Here is a 15,535-nt window from a genome sequence, read left to right as displayed (position 1 = left end):
CAACGCCAACTGTCGCGGGATGGAGCAGCCCGGTAGCTCGTCAGGCTCATAACCTGAAGGTCGTAGGTTCAAATCCTACTCCCGCAACCAATCTTTAAAACCGGATATCAAACACTTAGCCTCGCAACTCGCGAGACTTTTTGCGTTCCGCCAACACAACTGGAAGCACTGTGGAAGCAAACGGTGCGGAAAAGCTCTGTGGCAGAGCCACAACAGAGATTACCCGCCTGTTGAGAAGAAATATCTTACAACGCGCCGGCGGCCAGCTTGGACAGGATACTGTTCCAGGTATCGTAGTTTTGGTGTGTTCCGTAACACTCCGCCGGACTAAGCAATAAGCTGGTGGTCATAAGCGTACCAAACGGACGGATCCAAAACCTGTTCCGGGCTGAGGGCCTGTCCGATAATTGAAACCATCGTGCTATCGATCCTATGGCCCTGCGGGCCGCGATTGCGCCCTGGTTGATAATCGCGGCCATTGCGGTCCATCCACATCTCCCAGATACGGTCCACGTTGCAGTGGTTGAGGAAAAACGCCGGATCATTGGGTGACGTGCCAGGTCCCATATCACCGCCAATCCAGACATGAACACGGTTGTGCAGCTGTGGCCCCTGAAACCATCCCTCAAGCACGTTGCGATGACTGATGACGCTTTGGTTCCAGGGGGACCGATCATAGGTCGGTTGGGCAAGCGCGGTCTCGACATGCGCCTCGGTTGGCAGGGTTCTGACCCGCTGATCAAGCCCCCCCGCACGCTGAATGGGCCGCGGGGTGGTCGAGACAAGCCGCCCGGTTCTAGCATCCTGAACAAGCCGCACGCGCATAGCGGCGATAGGTCCGGACCGGACGGCGCCTCTGGCCTCGCCAATATAGTCAGGCGACCACAGGTCTGTGCGCCATTGATCTGCAACAGGCAGCTCTCCGTCCGCGGCCCAATCCCAGTAAGGCAGACCAAAATCGGGGTCGCCAAGAACCTGCTGCAGGTTTTGTTCAAGGCGAATGAGATACATCCGATGCCAAGGCAGAAAGATCGGCCCGCTATGGGCGGCGTTGCCGACCGACAATTGGATCGACATGGCCAGAACATGCCAGAAAACAAAGAGATCGTAGATCGAAAGCTCTTGGTCTGTGCCAACAATATCAAGCGGTAGATTATTGTTCCTTAGGAAAGCGGCAATGTCCCGGGCAAAGATCCCCGAGTTGGGTTGGTCCAGCGCAAGCATGCCCTGGAGGAATTGATCGCGCACGGTTTCGCTGACAAGGATGTTTTCTCTGGTGCCGGCCATTAGCTGTGCCCCCCATGATCTGCGTGACCATCATGGTCGTCATGCCCCATTCCAAGTTCGTTGCGTTCCATTGGCGCCAGGCGCGAGGCATCGATAATGGACCGTGCAAGATCGATTGCAGACGGGAAAGAATAGTTTGGCAGGCCATGGCAATGCACGGTCCCGTCATCCAGAACCATGGTGTGTAAGGTCAGGGGCTCACCGTCGATTTCGATGCGATATGTTGTTCGGATTTTGATTTTCTGGCCGCGGTGAAGCGCGGTTCTTGTCGACGTAAAGGACTTCTGATGCCCATGATGGCCAGTATCCTGTGTGTACCCGGTGGGAAGGTGAAGAGTGCCCAGGTCTACCTCTGGCCGGTCTTCATGTTGCATATGCTTATCGGTCATCACGACACCTCCTTTACTGCTACTGCGCTGACCTGCTTGGACGCGGGTTCAACGGCTCAGATACCCGCGGCTTCCAAACGAAATTGAGACGCCGGAAACTAGCTTGGACTTCGTTTCCGACGGTTAGGGGTCGGCCCTCAGATCACCTATCAATCGGAAAACGATCTGGGTCTTTGAGATACTCAATGATTGCCATCTTTTCGTCATGGGTGAAGGGCGTGTCCCAGAACATATGACCGCCATTGCCATTTCCGGTCACCGACGTGTCAAAGCGGAAGGCGTTGTCCTGTTCTGTACTGACAAACCCAAGACGTTCGGTATCCAGTGTGCGGTCGCCCACAAAGAACACCGGTTCACGCTCACCCGGGGGTGAGATCACCTGATAGACCGTCCTAACCGAGCCGTTGTGCAGATACGGCCCGGTGGCCCAGACACCGACCAGTGGGCTGGCTTTCAACGCAGCCCCTTGGAAGGGTGGCGCATACCCACAAGGCTCAGCCGTTCCAATCTGCGCATTTCGCAATGCACAATCGGGGTGAGCATTCGGCCGCAGACGCATTTTCGCAGCTGCCTGACTGCCAAGTGCTTTTTGGACAACTTCCCTCACGACGACTTGCAGAAGGCGTACGGAGGGCACGACGGGTTTCAACCCACCCGGTTCTGTTGGGTTTTGCAGCGAACCGCTTTTGGCCCAACGCTGAGTGAAAGCCCGCGTGTACTCACTATCGGTACCCGCAGCTTGAACCGGAATTGCGCCAACCTCTATAAACTGATCTCCGCGTAGGTTCTCGCTCGGGTCGCTCATACGATATGGTGGCGCGTTGTGGCATTCCTCGCAATTCGCCGCAAAGAGATCGCGACCCCGTTCAGCCAAACCAGTGTCGATCGGGCCTAGCAAATCTTCTGGCCACTTCGGAGCGGTCAGATCTTTGATCCATGTTTCATACAGTTCTAATGCAGCCTTATCTGCAGACGATTCAAACTGCTTTTCCGGTGTGAAATCGACGCTTCCAAACACACCCAAAGCTTGACCCAGATTGCGCGAGAACGGGTCCGCGACTGCAAGGTTCCACTGTACGAATTCCAACTGGTCAGCCATCCACAAGGGCGGATAGCTGGTGGGCGCGCGTGGTGTTGCCAGGTTTTCCATCACACCAAGGTCTTTGACTGCCACCGCGTTGACGATCTGGGTGAGCGCATCCACCCGGCCGGGACCTGAAGGGTGCAGCGGACTGCGCTGCGCCATCTGCCCCGAGAAGTCCGAGGCAAAACCTAGAAACTGTGGAACGAATTCTTCCGGATCACCTAGTGCAGCGGGATCTGTCAGGGCAAGGTTTTGCATGAATATCTTCAACCGCTCGGACGGTTTGGGATCTGTTGGATCAGTGACATCCAACTGCCCGGTCTCTCGCACGGCTTTCGCCAGTTCCGCCGCGAAATGGTCGAAATCAAAACTGGCGGGCGCACCATCAATCCGAAAAGCTTCACCCTCGATGATCACATCTGCGGAATGACATGACGCACAATTCAGGCTGACATGCGGGCCGCTCTCGGATTCGGTCGCGGCAAACCCGACAGGCAGCCCATGGGGGTTGCGCGCATCAACAGGCGACGGCAACAGACCATAGCGAGCCAGATTTGCAGGCGTCGCAAACCGCTCTGTCCCATCGCTGGTCTCTAGTGCCAGAAACCAGCTGAGAGGCATGATTTTGCCCCCCTGACTGGTGTGGTAGTACTGCCTGCGGATGCCATCTGACCAGCCCTGATCTAAAAACTGTGTATGATCTTCTGCCAGACAGGGTTGATCCAGGTTGGTCCAGTCTCCTTCGTTCAGGCATGCCACAACCTCGGCGGTTTCGCGTGCGGTTCGGCGTACCACAGTGGCATGAGCCCGACCGTCCGTCGCCGGAAATCCGGGGAACCACCCAAAGGCACGAATGTTCCAACGATCAAATCGGTCGCCCATCCCGTCCGGACTGCGCGGCAGGTCATCCTGCGCCATCTGTTCTTCGGCGGCAATACGTGTGGCAACGGCGGTAGGGTCAGCTGCAGCGTCCAACTCACGACGGGTTTCCGTGTGGCAGCTAACACAATCTGTATTGAAGAAATGCGACACAGCAGGATCGGCGATGACAGCCGAAATCTCAGCGGCGTTTTGCGGCGTGTTGTCGCCGGACCCAAACAGCGTGCTGGTGGATACTCCGTCGTCGGCGTCTGGCTGGGGAAGCCCAAAAACCGGCAGCACGAAATTTGCCAGGCAATCCACCGGCAGGTGATTCCGCGTCAGTCCGGGCGGAACGACCCCGCCGTTTTCCGGGTCATCCAGAAAGCTGAGCATCTGTTGGAAGTTTTTAGATGCGGTCACATCATCCGGTTGGGCAACGGCCGGGCTTGGCACCGGCGTGAAACCATTTCCTGCGCGTTGTAGCGCCAGAAAAACCCAAGGCTCGGGCGCGCCGGGTGGCAATCCAGCTACTGAGACCGCCGATAGTCGATTAGCGCCCAGATGCGTTTCCACAAAACTGCTGAGACGCGCCGTCAGCACCTCTGCCGCTGCCGGAGTGTCGAATGCGGGATGCACGCCCAAGGGCGTCTCGGCAGTGACCACACCCATCCCGGCCAATTCATCACGGATGGCGGCAAGGTCATCTATGGCGGCCTGAAAATCATCGATATCCGTCTGATCCGGTAAAATCCGGAAAGGGCAAACCGGAGGAGCGTTGGACGCATCCGCCCCAAACGTGTAGACCAGATGCACCGCTTCATCCCTGATGGGCGCGCCGCCCGAGTTGAAATCGACCGGTTGCACCACCAACCGGATCTGCAGATTGCGCCCAAACGGGCGGAACGCCGCGTGCAAACCTGGTGCGCCCGGGTCGATCCGTATCGAGGCCACATGCAGCTGATCCCGGCGATCTGTAAAAATACTGGAATCGATGGTTTCAACCGCAGTGGGCATCGCGTTGACATTCGAAATGACGGCACCCGCGATTGCTGCGAGATTGGTTGGAAAAGCAGCCTCGGGCAGAATAACTCGGGGATCATCTGCTCTTATCGGCGCTTCGAGAAGAATAGACACATCGTTTTGGGAGAAATCGCCGGCGGCGGCGATTCCTGAAAAAAACACAAAAATAGTAAGGAAAATGCGGCCCATTTTCGTCCCCCTAAAAAATCAATATCGTAAAAAAATATCCTTTGACTGTAGCACAAATAGACGTCAATCGGTCAGAAAATCTGCTTGGCGGCCCAGGACGACTAACCAAACCGGCATTGCCAGTTGACGGGCTCACAGCGCCAGCTGCTCCCGGCTGTGTTCAGAACATTATTTGACAAAGGCTTTGCTGCTGCGAAAATGGCAGCATACACAGGAGAATGACTAACACAGGTCGAAGGATGAAGCGTCGACGCTTTGTGACCCGCATGATCCCAACCACACTCTGGGCCAGTGCTGTTTTGCACCGCCCGTCTTTTAGTGGTGAGGCAACCAACATCGAACAAGCCAACTATCAGTATCTGAAGATAAGCGAAGCCGAGACCCTTGCCGCTTGGTGTAAGACCATTGTTTCAGGAGCAGACGTGGCTGGAGTGGCGCGGTTTGTTGATCAGAACCTTGCAGGGCATCAAGCAGAGTCTCTTCTGCTGTTAAGATATCTTGATGCGAGCGACATGGCAGGGTTCTATCGTAAGGGCATTGCCGGAATTGATGCAGAGAGTCATCACCGCTTTGACCTGCCATTTGTGAAACTGTCTCTTGACCAGCAGAAAGATATGATTGCCGCAGGCGTGGCCTCGGAAATGGAGATCTGGACAGATCCCGATCCGAATTTCTTCTACTTCATCTCACGAAGTGACGCGGTTGACGTTGTTTATGGAACAAAAGCTGGATTTGCAGAGATCGGAATACCTTATCTGGCTCACATCCCGCCTCCGCAGCCCTGGTAATATGACGCTTGCGAAAGGCACGATCCAAATGACAGGGGGCCGATGAAGAAAATCTCACATGAATTGGTTGATGTTGTCATTGCAGGGTCTGGTATCGCTGGCAGCACAATGGCGGCCGAACTGGGTGAGGCAGGGTTCAATGTACTGGTTCTGGAGGCCGGGCCCGAGCGTAAGCTTTCGGATATGATCAGTTCGCAAATCTGGTCGCGGCGCCTTCGGTGGGCGGGGTCGGAAGTCCGCGAAACGGGCGATTTGGTCGGCGCAGCAAATTTCGCAATGGGATGGGGGACGGGCGGCGCTGGTTTGCATTGGTACGCGAACTGGTACCGTTTGCACCCGGATGATTTTTGGGTCCATTCATTGTATGGGCGCAGTCTGGACTGGCCCATCAGCTACGAGGATCTGCGACCTTGGTATGACCATGCGCAGACCTACTTCGGCGTGTCAGGGGACGCCGATCCCCATGCTCCGGCAGGTGCTCCTTATCCGATGCCCGCTATTCCCATCTCAAGGCAATCGTCAGCCATCAAGAAAGGATTTGAGACGGAAGGATTGAAGCTGACGTCCAACACACTTGCGATCAACAGCACTCCCTTCGATGGGCGGGCTGGTTGCCTTCTCGACGGCTGGTGCGATTCGGGATGCCCGATTGGAGCATTGGCAAACCCGCTTGTGCTGCAGTGGCCGCGCGCCAAGAAAGCGGGTGTTGAGTTGCGCCATAACGCCTATGTAGTACGCATTGAAACCGACCCGTCCGGATCTTTGGCGACCGGAGTTACCTATCTTGACGAGCTCGGTCAGGAAAATTTTCAACCCTCCAAAGTCGTGATTTCTGCCTGCCATACAATTTGGAATGCCCGGCTCTTGCTGCTGTCATCCAATGACAAGCACCCAGATGGGCTGGGCAATGGCAGCGGAACGTTGGGACAGTATTTTACCTCCCATGCTCTGACAACGATCCACGGGTTGTTCCCTCAGGAAACCGAGCCGCATTTGGGCGTTTCGGGGGCCAACACACTATGTCTGGAGGGGTATGAAAACAAGCAGCCAGAAGACGGAGCATTTGGCAGTCGGGCGTGGCTCGTCGGTCAAGCTGCAAAACCAAACGATCTGCTTGGAACGGCACTGGCAAAACCCGAATTGTTTGGCGACGCTTTGGATGCCTACATGCAGAAAGCCAGTGCGCATTACGGCAATATGACAGTTCTGTGTGAAGAAGACAGCATCCCGGAAAACCATATTGCTCTCGACCCATCGAGTCGTGACCGTTTCGGGTTGCCGCAAGCGCTTGTCACCAACTCGCTTCCTCAGGCAAATGCTGCCAGAGTGACATTGGCAAAAGCTGAAGGACTGCGGATTTTCAAGGCCGCCGGAACAAGTGAGGCCTGGGCAGGCGCCCGGAGCCCGATGCATATGTTGGGTGGAACGATCATGGGAGACGACCCATCCGCTTCGGTCACCAATTCCTTTGGGCAGGTTCACGAAGTCGACAATCTGTTTGTGGCAGGTGCTAGCCTATTCCCTACGCCCGGTGCGATTAATCCGACAGCGACATTGGCGGCGCTGGTCTTTCGGACGGTGGACTACATTCGCACCAACAAATCATCGCTATTGCGCTGACCAGGTCAATGGCGCCGAGACTGGCCGCATGGGAGGTAATAGTTCTGGTCTTTCTCCACATGGATTGGCTATCTCGACAAAGCTACCTATTTTGGTCATTAGACAGACCAAGTCAGCAGCCGAGCCGCTACTCTGGCGGTTTTTTCAGCGAGTTTCATCCATGAGTAAGAAAGTCCCGTCGCCCTGTATCGACGTTTGCAAATTCCGTCGCGAGGGCCATTGCATCGGATGCTCTATGTCGAAAAGCCAAAAAAAGCTGTTCAAGTCGATCAAGCGTTCTGATCAGCAGGAAGCTTTTGTTCAGATGTTGATCTGTCAGCAGGAAAAAATGGGCCGGTACACCCATTGGGGACCGGCCTATCTGAAAAAACTGAAGAAGAAGAAAGCCAAGGTCAAATTTACCCTGGCCGCCTAATTTAGCGCAGGTGAGAGCGCAGGAACCATGCGAACTTCTCGTGGGTCTGACCGCGGCTGATGCACAAATCCTCGGTTAATGTGTCGCCGTGCCCGGCCGCAAGCTCGCCACAGCCAGCCAGTGTCGATGCCAGCGTTTCCTGCGCGTCCAGCATGGCCTTGATCATCTCTTTGTCTGATGCAGTGCCGTCGTGCTCGGTGACTTTCGACCGTTTCAGCATTCCGGCCAACGTACCTTCGGCGTGCGCATCCAGTGCTTTGATACGTTCGGCCAAATCATCTTGCGCGGTGAAATGGTCTTCATAGATATTCTGGAACAGCTCATGCAGGGGCCCAAAGGCCATGCCTGTTACGTTCCAGTGAAAATTCTGCGCCAACATGGTGGTCACTGCGGTCTCTGCCACTGATTGGTTCAATGCGTCGGCGATTGCGGCACGGGAATCTGTGGTCAGGTCAATAGCTGTCTGAGTCATAAAAATCACCTTGGTTCTGCTGGTTGTCATGCTGCTTCGGCAAAAAAACAGCGTCCTGACCCATATTTAGAGGATCACAGAGATATTCCAAGAACTTTTTAGAATAATTCTAAAACTTATGAAACTGCTCGGAAATCGAACGTATCAGGAAGGCTAGATTTCTCTGCGTCCAGCGTGGAACCCGGGACTGGATCAAGAATCGGAAACTGTCCTTGTCCTCTTGTTCGATCGCCTCGAACAAGCGCCCTAGCCAGGCCTCATCAAAGGACAGATCAGCAGTGCCCGGGCGATAAAATACCGGCCGTTTGCAAACCGCCTGACGGAACCCACGCATCAGTGTTTCTGCATGACGCATCTGTGCATCCGCGGGATCTGCCAGCAGCAAGGCGCAGGCATGATCCAGATCGACCCGCGACGCAGATCGGCATTCCAGCGCAACCAGCCGAAGGTGATTTATGATCCGCAAAGATCGGCCCGTCATCCGAGGTGATGAGGGGGCACACGGTGCATCCGCTTGTCTGAAACTGATTGCCTGAATCATGGTCTGGGATTGCTCGAGACTTCAATGGCACCATAGCAGCCATTTTCAATACCTGACAATAGTGCTTGGGTTTAACGGATACAAGCCGCGCTCTCAGATTCTTGCGTCAAGACCCCGAACCAGGTTTCAGAACCGCTTCGATTTTGGCAAGGGTTGCGGTGTTGACCGAAACGCCGTCTTTGCGGGCAGACAACCGGTTCGCCCGGCGTCCGTCACCTGGCAAATGCGCACCGTCCTGGAACCGAATCGCGTCAACTAGATCCGAGATCGCTGTTGAGAACAGGCCGTTTGACGTTGTGGCGGGATCAATTGCGATGAAGAATTGTCCTGTTTTGGGGGGCCCTCCGGCCGTTCCCGAAAACGGCGAGGCGTGCATTCCAAGTGTTGCTCCGGTTAATGCCGCTGCCATCACCTCGGTCAACAGGGCGACGCCAACACCTTTGTAACCACCCGAAGGCGCCATGCTGCCTTTCAAGCCAACGCTGGGGTCGGTTGTGGGGTTGCCGTCCGAGTCAAGTGCCCAACCGATTGGGATCGCCTTGCCTTCGCGGGCATGTTTCATCACCTCACTTTTGGCAATGGTGCTGGCGCTTTGGTCGATCAGCAGGGCGGGCTGTCCATCGGTGCCCGGGGCTGCGATGGAAAACGGATTGGTACCAACGACTGGGCGCGATCCGCCGGACGGGGCGATTGATGCTGGCGCGTTGGTAAATCCAAGCCCAACCAAACCGGCCTGAGCCAGACGATAGGTGTGGTAGCCCAACACCCCGCAATTGTAGCTGTTGTTGATCGTCAAAGCCGCGATACCTTGTGTCCGCGCTGCCGGGATCAGAGTTTCGAACCCTAGATCGATCGCCGCATGGGCAAATCCGGTGGCCGCATCGACTCTGACAACGCCGGGGCGTGGTGTTTCAAGCGATGGATTGGCCCGGCCGTCAACTTTGCCACATTGAACGTGCTCGCAATAGATCGGGATGTAGGCCAAGCCGTGGCTGGCGATGCCGTCAGCCTCGGTTGCGGCCGTTGCAACAGCCAGCGGGCGCGCATTCTCTTCACTGGTTCCTGCAGCGACAAGGGCATTGAAGGACAGCTCTTCGATGTCAGCCAGTGAGAGCGTTTTGTATTCAGTCATGAGAGTATCCTTCAGTCATTATCCGACAGACCGGCCCCTGCGCCCAAAAGCCGGGATTGCTCGGTTGCGGGGGCGTAGGTCCGGAAGGCAAAGTTGGTGAGAACATCCCAACTGGCCGGATCAGGGGTAGCGCGCGTCTGTCTTGGCCTTGTCGTTTCCAACGTGCCACCAGTGCTTACAGTCACGCTGTCGGCCCGGTGCGCGTTAGCATCAGGACAGGAAAGCCGCGTGCCATCTGTCACAGCATTGATGCCGTCGAGTGTGATCGTGGCGACCGCTTTCTGACGCTTCACTGCATTGGCAACAAAAGGAAGCAGCAAAAGCGGCAGAGCAACACGCTGTAGATGCAGCGGGTCAGCCTGCCACTTTTTGGCGTAGTCAGATAGGGCCGCGCCACAGGTCACGGGGCACAGGTCCTTTTCACCCACCCAATCTGCGGTCAGGTCTTGTGGCATGTGCTGGTCCAATGATCCGGCGAAGCCCATGTCCAAAAGCTTGGCCAGTTCGGCCGGCCCATCCAGCCCTTGGGCGCACAGCCACCGCGTCGCTTTTCCAGCTTCTTCTGCGATACCCCAAGCATATCCGGCACCCCGGGCCGCGCGCTTTGCCGTGGCTTCTACCTCGTTCAGTGAAAAGCTCATTTCTGAACCTCGGGATACACCCACAGATCGGCGTTTTCGCGGATCAGATCCTCTGGGTAGGGCGCGCCGGAATACATACAAATCCGCACCCAGCGGTCCGAGCGTGGATCAAAATGCGTTGCACCAAAGAAGGACAGCTTTGCCCTCAGCATATCTATGGGCAGGACGTCAGCGCTGATCGTGTTGTCGTGAATCTCACCATAAGGTGCCACGGTGGCCATCTGTGCACGGCGCACCGCGTGACGATGTTCGGGGTGCCGCAGCAGGAATTCTGCAATCAGGGCTTCGCCGTCCCATTCTGCAAGCGCCTTTTGAGCGCGTACTGCGTCCCGCGCTGGGGCCAAGGGTTGTTCATACTCGGCAATAGGCTCTTTGAACCGTTCGCCCAGCCGGGGTTCCAGTTTTTCTTCGGACACGTACCAGGCCCGGGCGCAGTTTTCGGGTGCGGTCCAGTCCAGATCCATTGCCCATCCGAAACTCTGGTCAAAAAGCGAACGAACCTCGGTGACGGGCATCGCGCCGTTAATCACATGCGCGCCAGAGTTGCTGTCGGCCATGCAAGACGAAAGCCCATCCACCAGATCCCCGTAAGGTTCCAGGATCAGCGAGGCGACCAGTTCCTGTCCTTCTTGGCTCAACGCTGTTTCCGACCAGCGAACCAAACGGTCCCAAGGGTAGTCGCGCTGCAATTTTTCCTGGCTCAGATAAGTTGAAATGGAGGACAGATCTGCGTTCAATGCAGCAAGCTTTTTGATCTGAACCGGATGTTCCGAGCACCACCACGACATCGACAATTTGCTGCGTTCAAAGATCTCCCGAAACGCTCTGTCTTCCTCTGCCGAAGCGGTTTTGATTGAACGAACACGCGAGATGGCCTCTTCTCGCACCATGATCCAGTTGTTGAACAGGATCGGATGGTTGACGATGAAAGGCGCCATGCCCAGGCCGGTTGAATTGCCAATCCCCAGCCAGCGGGCAATGCCCGGATCCAGCTTGGCTGTGGCTTCGCCGCCTTTGACCTGCGCCATATGCTGCACCAGATCACGCACAAATGTGCGGGTCAGATAGACCGATAGCATTTCGGTCTGGAAGGGCGCGTTGGTTTCTGGACGGTTTCCCGTCTTTTCGCGATCTGCGGCACCAAACTTGCCGGATCCGTATACCGCAGTTGTCCGCATCAGGTAGCCGACCTTGTAGATCTGTTCCAGATCGGGTTGCTGCCCTGTTGCGAGCCGGTCCACAACATGCGCCCACAATCGAACGGACCGGTTTGCGCGGGATAGGGACAGCTCGCTTTCGCTAACGCGTCCGGCCTCTTGCAACGGTACGTTTTGCGACAGCCTGTCGATATCTTCGTTTGTCGGGACCCCGTCAAACAGGGTGAACGTGGCATCCCAGGCTTCGGCGATCACCCGATCCGAGCGTTGTTCGGGTGGCAGGTCATGGGCAAACGCCAACAAGGAATAGGTGCGCTCCGGTCCGTGCGCGGAGTAGACAGCGTGGCCAACGCCCGCATCATCGATGTTGAAAACCGGTCTGGAAAACGTCCACCCCTCATTCGCCATGCGTCGTGTCAGTTGCCGCATGAAGCTAAGCCTGCACTGATGCAGCGATCCCAGCCGCGACAGGCGCATCACGGTGGCCGGATCCCGGCGAGCGATATGAGAGCGCGAATCTGTCATACGTTCATAGGTCCAAAGTTTTCTGCAAAGAACCGGTACCAGTTGCCGCCCATGATACCGGCAACTTCATCCTCACTCATGCCGACCTTGCGCAGGCCGGATTCGATGTTGCCGAAATCGCGGTTGTCCTTGAACCAGTTCGGCATCGGCGGGAAGCCAGGCGCGCTGGCCGAGCCTTCGCCATAGTCGATTTCCTTGGTCCAACGCCCGACCCGCATCCATTCGACCACGCTGTCGGGTTGGTCCTGACACAGATCGGTGCCAATCCCCAGATTCTGAGCGCCATATTTGTCTGCCGTGCGGGCGATCATTTCACAGAAGCTCTCCAACGTGCAGGCGGATTTGTCCTTCAGGTGATGAGGGTAGACCGAAAAGCCCAGCATCCCACCTTTTTCCGTCACCGCACGGATGACCTCGTCGCGCTTGTTGCGCAGGGCGGGGGACCATTCGTATGGATTGGCGTGGGTGATGGCGATGGGACGCTCGGACAGTTCGGCGGCTTCGATGGTCGAGCGGTCCGCCGAATGGCTCATGTCGACGACAAGACCAACACGGTTCATCTCTTTGATGACCTGCTTGCCCATGCGGGTGATGCCGGTGTCTTCGGCCTCGTAACACCCGGTCGCCAGCAGGGATTGGTTGTTATAGGTCAGCTGCATGAACCGCGCACCCAGCGTGTGCAGGATTTCAACCAGGCCAATGTCGTCTTCAATTGGCGAGGGATTCTGAAATCCGAAGAATACGGCCGTTCGTCCGGTTTCGCAGGCTACATCAATGTCACTGGCCCACTGACCCTTCATGATCAGGTCCGGATACTGCTCGAACCAGCGATTCCATTTTTCAAAGTTCAGAACCGTTTCACGAAAGTTCTCGTGATACGAGATGGTGACGTGGATGGCATCCACGCCGCCTTCGCGCAGTTGGCGGAAAACCTTCTCCGACCAGTTCACATATTGCAGCCCGTCGATCCGCATCAGACTGGGGTTCCGGCACTGATATAAGCGGTTTTGACTGTGGTGTAGAACTCAGCGGCTGCTTTACCCTGTTCGCGCGGACCGTACGAGCTGTCGCCGCGTCCGCCGAAGGGTACATGATAATCGGTGCCTGCGGTGGGCAGATTGACGGTCACCACGCCGGTCCGCGCATTGCGGCGGAAGTGGGTGGCACGGGCCAGGTTTTGGGTCACGATGCCCGAGGTCAGCCCGAAATTGGTGGCGTTGACGACGCTCAGCGCCTCGTCATAGCTGCCGACGTTGATGACGCTGGTCAGGGGTGCAAACATCTCTTCGCGGTTGATGCGCATGTCGTTGGTGGTGTTCAGGAACACGCCGGGCGACATGTAGAAGCCGTCATGGGGCATATCCAGGCGCTGACCGCCGCACGCCAGTTCTGCACCCTCGGATTTGCCCAGATCAACATAGGCGAGGTTTTCGCTCAGCTGCTGTTGGCTGACAACGGGACCCAACTGCGTGCCCTCTTCCAACGCGTGGCCGACTTTCATGGCCTGAGCACCGGCAACCAGTTTTTCTACAAAGGCGTCATGGATGCCCGCGTGCACGACCAGCCGTGAAGACGCCGTGCATTTCTGACCGGTGCCGCCGAAGGCACCGCCAAGCGCCAGAGTCACAGCCAGATCAAGATCGGCGTCGTCCATCACGGCCAGCGCGTTTTTCGACCCCATTTCCATCTGAACCTTGGTCAGATTCTGGATGGCGGCGGACGCAATGCCTTTACCAACAGGAACCGAACCGGTGAACGAGATGGCATTGACCTCTGGGCTTTCGACGAGACGCTGACCTATGGACCGGCCCGAACCCATAACGAGGCTGAACAGACCTTTAGGGATGTCCTGACGTTCGATGATCTCGGTCAGAGCCACAGCCGAGGCCGGGGTGATGTTGGCGGGTTTCCAGACCACCGCGTTGCCATAGCAAAGTGCCGGCGCGATTTTCCACGACGCGGTCGCGGTCGGGAAGTTCCACGGGCTGATGATCGCCACCACACCCACCGCTTCGCGGCGCACATCGATCTCAACTCCGGGGCGCACGCTGTCGGCATTCTCACCGATCTGGCGCAGGCACTCGGCGGCGTAATAGGTGAAGAACTGACCGGCGCGATAAACTTCGCCTTTGCCTTCGGCCTTGGGTTTGCCTTCTTCGCGGGCCAGAAGGGTGCCGAGCTCCTCGGCGCGCGACATCAACTCACTACCGATATTCATCAGAACGGCCTGCTTGCGTTCGGGGCCATACGCCTCCCACTCGGCCTGTGCGGTGCGTGCTTGATCCAGTGTCGCGTCGAGTTGATCTGCGCTGGCTTGCGCGAACATGCCGACCAGATCGCTCAGATCCGAAGGGTTCCGGTTTTCAATTTCGCTTTCGCCAGTCAGCCATTCGCCGGCAATAAGGTTCAGTTTTGTCACGTCAGACCCCAAATTCGCAATTTCAATTTGGGATAGGATGGATTTTGTAGGTCTCATCAGTCAAACTCAAATAACTTTAAGTAAGTTAAGAAAGTTTGAAATATGGCGATCAAGGTCGAGATGCTGCGCTGCTTCTGTACGGTCGCCCAGACCGGTAACCTTGGCGAAGCTGCAGACCGGCTAGGCCGTACGCAATCTGCGGTCTCTATGACTTTGAAACAGTTGGAAGATCATCTGGGCAAAAAACTGTTTGAGGGCGAAAGAAAGAACGCCCTTTCCCCGATGGGCAAGCAAGTGTTTGATCTGGCGCTTAAACAGGTGCGGGAATTTGATCAGACGGTGCAGAGCATCGAGGCTGCGGCCAAAGCGGAACACGGGCTGATCCGCGTTGTATCTGTTCCCTCGGTTGGGGCTTTAGTGTTTCCAGCCCTGCTTGACCACATGACAACGCGATTCCCCGGCCTGAAGATCGAGCTGCGCGATGCAGACACCCAGCAGGTTCTGGACGCCATCGCCGGGGACAAGGCGGATATCGGAATAGCATCTGGCGAACACCCGCTGAATGGGGTCAGAACGGTCCCCTTGTTTGAAGATCGCTTTGGTCTGGTCGCTGCGTCGGATCACCCGCTGATAACGCGTGCCGAGCCACCAAAAATCTCGGATCTGTTGGCCACTAGGTTTGTGCGAAACGCATTATGTGATTTTATCCAATCTCCTGATTTCAAGGACGTGCTTGAAAGCTCGGAAATAGCCATACACAACACGCATTCACTGATCACGATGGTGCGGACCGGCCAATGGGCGACCGTGTTGCCGCAGACCGTCGCGCAGGTCATTCCGGATTCGACGGCCTTCAGACCTTTTGCGGACCTGCCCGATAAACGTCAGGTCTATCTCTATATACGCGAAAGGGCGCGTTTCAGGGATCTGACCGAGGCTTGCAGCTCGTTCATTTTGTCCCAGACGTTTGAGTAATGCGTGCCTCGACTGCCGCT

The 15,535-nt window shown here is 56.5% G+C and carries 14 protein-coding genes and 1 tRNA gene; 5 read left to right on the top strand and 10 right to left on the bottom strand.

Features of this window, described 5'->3' with window-relative positions; all coding sequences use genetic code 11:
• The first annotated feature begins 13 nt into the window (after positions 1-13).
• Positions 14-90: transfer RNA gene (locus tag ACR0BU_RS17795), tRNA-Met, on the top strand.
• 237 nt (positions 91-327) lie between these two features.
• On the opposite strand, the gene ACR0BU_RS17790 is transcribed toward ACR0BU_RS17795, so the two are convergent.
• The 3 genes from ACR0BU_RS17790 to ACR0BU_RS17780 all read right to left on the bottom strand — a co-directional run bounded on the left by ACR0BU_RS17790 (position 328) and on the right by ACR0BU_RS17780 (position 4,830).
• Positions 328-1,287, bottom strand: coding sequence for a tyrosinase family protein (locus tag ACR0BU_RS17790; RefSeq protein WP_480738274.1), 960 nt, complete (start codon positions 1,285-1,287; stop codon positions 328-330).
• A complete protein-coding gene (locus ACR0BU_RS17785; protein WP_480738273.1) occupies positions 1,287-1,676 on the bottom strand; it encodes a hypothetical protein in 390 nt (129 codons plus the stop codon). The genes ACR0BU_RS17790 and ACR0BU_RS17785 overlap by 1 nt, the downstream gene beginning before the upstream one ends.
• A gap of 142 nt (positions 1,677-1,818) precedes the next feature.
• Complete coding sequence (locus ACR0BU_RS17780; RefSeq protein ID WP_480738272.1) at positions 1,819-4,830, bottom strand: di-heme-cytochrome C peroxidase; 3,012 nt, start codon at positions 4,828-4,830, stop codon at positions 1,819-1,821.
• A 239-nt stretch (positions 4,831-5,069) separates the two neighbouring features.
• On the opposite strand from ACR0BU_RS17780, the gene ACR0BU_RS17775 reads away from it, so the two are divergent.
• From ACR0BU_RS17775 to ACR0BU_RS17765, 3 genes are all read left to right on the top strand, one after another.
• Positions 5,070-5,618, top strand: coding sequence for a gluconate 2-dehydrogenase subunit 3 family protein (locus tag ACR0BU_RS17775; protein ID WP_299888467.1), 549 nt, complete (start codon positions 5,070-5,072; stop codon positions 5,616-5,618).
• 42 nt (positions 5,619-5,660) lie between these two features.
• On the top strand, positions 5,661-7,238 hold the full coding sequence (locus ACR0BU_RS17770) for a GMC oxidoreductase (protein WP_480738271.1): 1,578 nt from the start codon (positions 5,661-5,663) through the stop codon (positions 7,236-7,238).
• Between the two features lie 160 nt (positions 7,239-7,398).
• Complete coding sequence (locus ACR0BU_RS17765) at positions 7,399-7,653, top strand: DUF1289 domain-containing protein (protein WP_298936517.1); 255 nt, start codon at positions 7,399-7,401, stop codon at positions 7,651-7,653.
• A gap of 1 nt (position 7,654) precedes the next feature.
• Here ACR0BU_RS17765 and ACR0BU_RS17760 read toward each other — a convergent pair whose 3' ends face one another.
• From ACR0BU_RS17760 to ACR0BU_RS17730, 7 genes are all read right to left on the bottom strand, one after another.
• Positions 7,655-8,125: a Dps family protein gene (locus ACR0BU_RS17760; protein WP_299082393.1), complete on the bottom strand. Its 471-nt coding sequence runs from the start codon at positions 8,123-8,125 to the stop codon at positions 7,655-7,657.
• A gap of 109 nt (positions 8,126-8,234) precedes the next feature.
• A complete protein-coding gene (locus ACR0BU_RS17755) occupies positions 8,235-8,666 on the bottom strand; it encodes a hypothetical protein (protein ID WP_480738270.1) in 432 nt (143 codons plus the stop codon).
• A gap of 106 nt (positions 8,667-8,772) precedes the next feature.
• Complete coding sequence (locus tag ACR0BU_RS17750) at positions 8,773-9,798, bottom strand: Ldh family oxidoreductase (protein WP_480738269.1); 1,026 nt, start codon at positions 9,796-9,798, stop codon at positions 8,773-8,775.
• Between the two features lie 11 nt (positions 9,799-9,809).
• Positions 9,810-10,439: a DUF3726 domain-containing protein gene (locus tag ACR0BU_RS17745; RefSeq protein ID WP_480738268.1), complete on the bottom strand. Its 630-nt coding sequence runs from the start codon at positions 10,437-10,439 to the stop codon at positions 9,810-9,812.
• Positions 10,436-12,121, bottom strand: coding sequence for a hypothetical protein (locus ACR0BU_RS17740; protein WP_480738267.1), 1,686 nt, complete (start codon positions 12,119-12,121; stop codon positions 10,436-10,438). Before ACR0BU_RS17740 ends, ACR0BU_RS17745 begins: the two co-directional genes overlap by 4 nt.
• Complete coding sequence (locus ACR0BU_RS17735) at positions 12,118-13,095, bottom strand: membrane dipeptidase (protein WP_480738266.1); 978 nt, start codon at positions 13,093-13,095, stop codon at positions 12,118-12,120. Before ACR0BU_RS17735 ends, ACR0BU_RS17740 begins: the two co-directional genes overlap by 4 nt.
• Positions 13,095-14,540, bottom strand: coding sequence for an aldehyde dehydrogenase family protein (locus ACR0BU_RS17730; RefSeq protein WP_480738265.1), 1,446 nt, complete (start codon positions 14,538-14,540; stop codon positions 13,095-13,097). The genes ACR0BU_RS17735 and ACR0BU_RS17730 overlap by 1 nt, the downstream gene beginning before the upstream one ends.
• Positions 14,541-14,642: 102 nt before the next feature.
• Here ACR0BU_RS17730 and ACR0BU_RS17725 point away from each other — a divergent pair, with 102 nt between their 5' ends.
• The gene (locus tag ACR0BU_RS17725; RefSeq protein ID WP_299082380.1) at positions 14,643-15,515 is read left to right on the top strand and encodes a LysR family transcriptional regulator; all 873 of its coding nucleotides are present in this window, start codon (positions 14,643-14,645) and stop codon (positions 15,513-15,515) included.
• Positions 15,516-15,535: the final 20 nt, after the last annotated feature.

The sequence above is a fragment of the Ruegeria sp. CK2 genome (assembly GCF_056536585.1).
The sequence above is the reverse complement of the archived record's forward strand: the minus strand, read 5'-3'. Positions and strand labels throughout refer to the sequence as shown.

Coding starts and splice junctions, on each gene's coding strand:
- ACR0BU_RS17790 (WP_480738274.1), bottom strand. CDS start 1,287: ATGGCCGGCACCAGAGAAAACATCCTTGTCAGCGAAACCGTGCGCGAT.
- ACR0BU_RS17785 (WP_480738273.1), bottom strand. CDS start 1,676: ATGACCGATAAGCATATGCAACATGAAGACCGGCCAGAGGTAGACCTG.
- ACR0BU_RS17780 (WP_480738272.1), bottom strand. CDS start 4,830: ATGGGCCGCATTTTCCTTACTATTTTTGTGTTTTTTTCAGGAATCGCC.
- ACR0BU_RS17775 (WP_299888467.1), top strand. CDS start 5,070: ATGAAGCGTCGACGCTTTGTGACCCGCATGATCCCAACCACACTCTGG.
- ACR0BU_RS17770 (WP_480738271.1), top strand. CDS start 5,661: ATGAAGAAAATCTCACATGAATTGGTTGATGTTGTCATTGCAGGGTCT.
- ACR0BU_RS17765 (WP_298936517.1), top strand. CDS start 7,399: ATGAGTAAGAAAGTCCCGTCGCCCTGTATCGACGTTTGCAAATTCCGT.
- ACR0BU_RS17760 (WP_299082393.1), bottom strand. CDS start 8,125: ATGACTCAGACAGCTATTGACCTGACCACAGATTCCCGTGCCGCAATC.
- ACR0BU_RS17755 (WP_480738270.1), bottom strand. CDS start 8,666: ATGATTCAGGCAATCAGTTTCAGACAAGCGGATGCACCGTGTGCCCCC.
- ACR0BU_RS17750 (WP_480738269.1), bottom strand. CDS start 9,798: ATGACTGAATACAAAACGCTCTCACTGGCTGACATCGAAGAGCTGTCC.
- ACR0BU_RS17745 (WP_480738268.1), bottom strand. CDS start 10,439: ATGAGCTTTTCACTGAACGAGGTAGAAGCCACGGCAAAGCGCGCGGCC.
- ACR0BU_RS17740 (WP_480738267.1), bottom strand. CDS start 12,121: ATGACAGATTCGCGCTCTCATATCGCTCGCCGGGATCCGGCCACCGTG.
- ACR0BU_RS17735 (WP_480738266.1), bottom strand. CDS start 13,095: ATGCGGATCGACGGGCTGCAATATGTGAACTGGTCGGAGAAGGTTTTC.
- ACR0BU_RS17725 (WP_299082380.1), top strand. CDS start 14,643: ATGGCGATCAAGGTCGAGATGCTGCGCTGCTTCTGTACGGTCGCCCAG.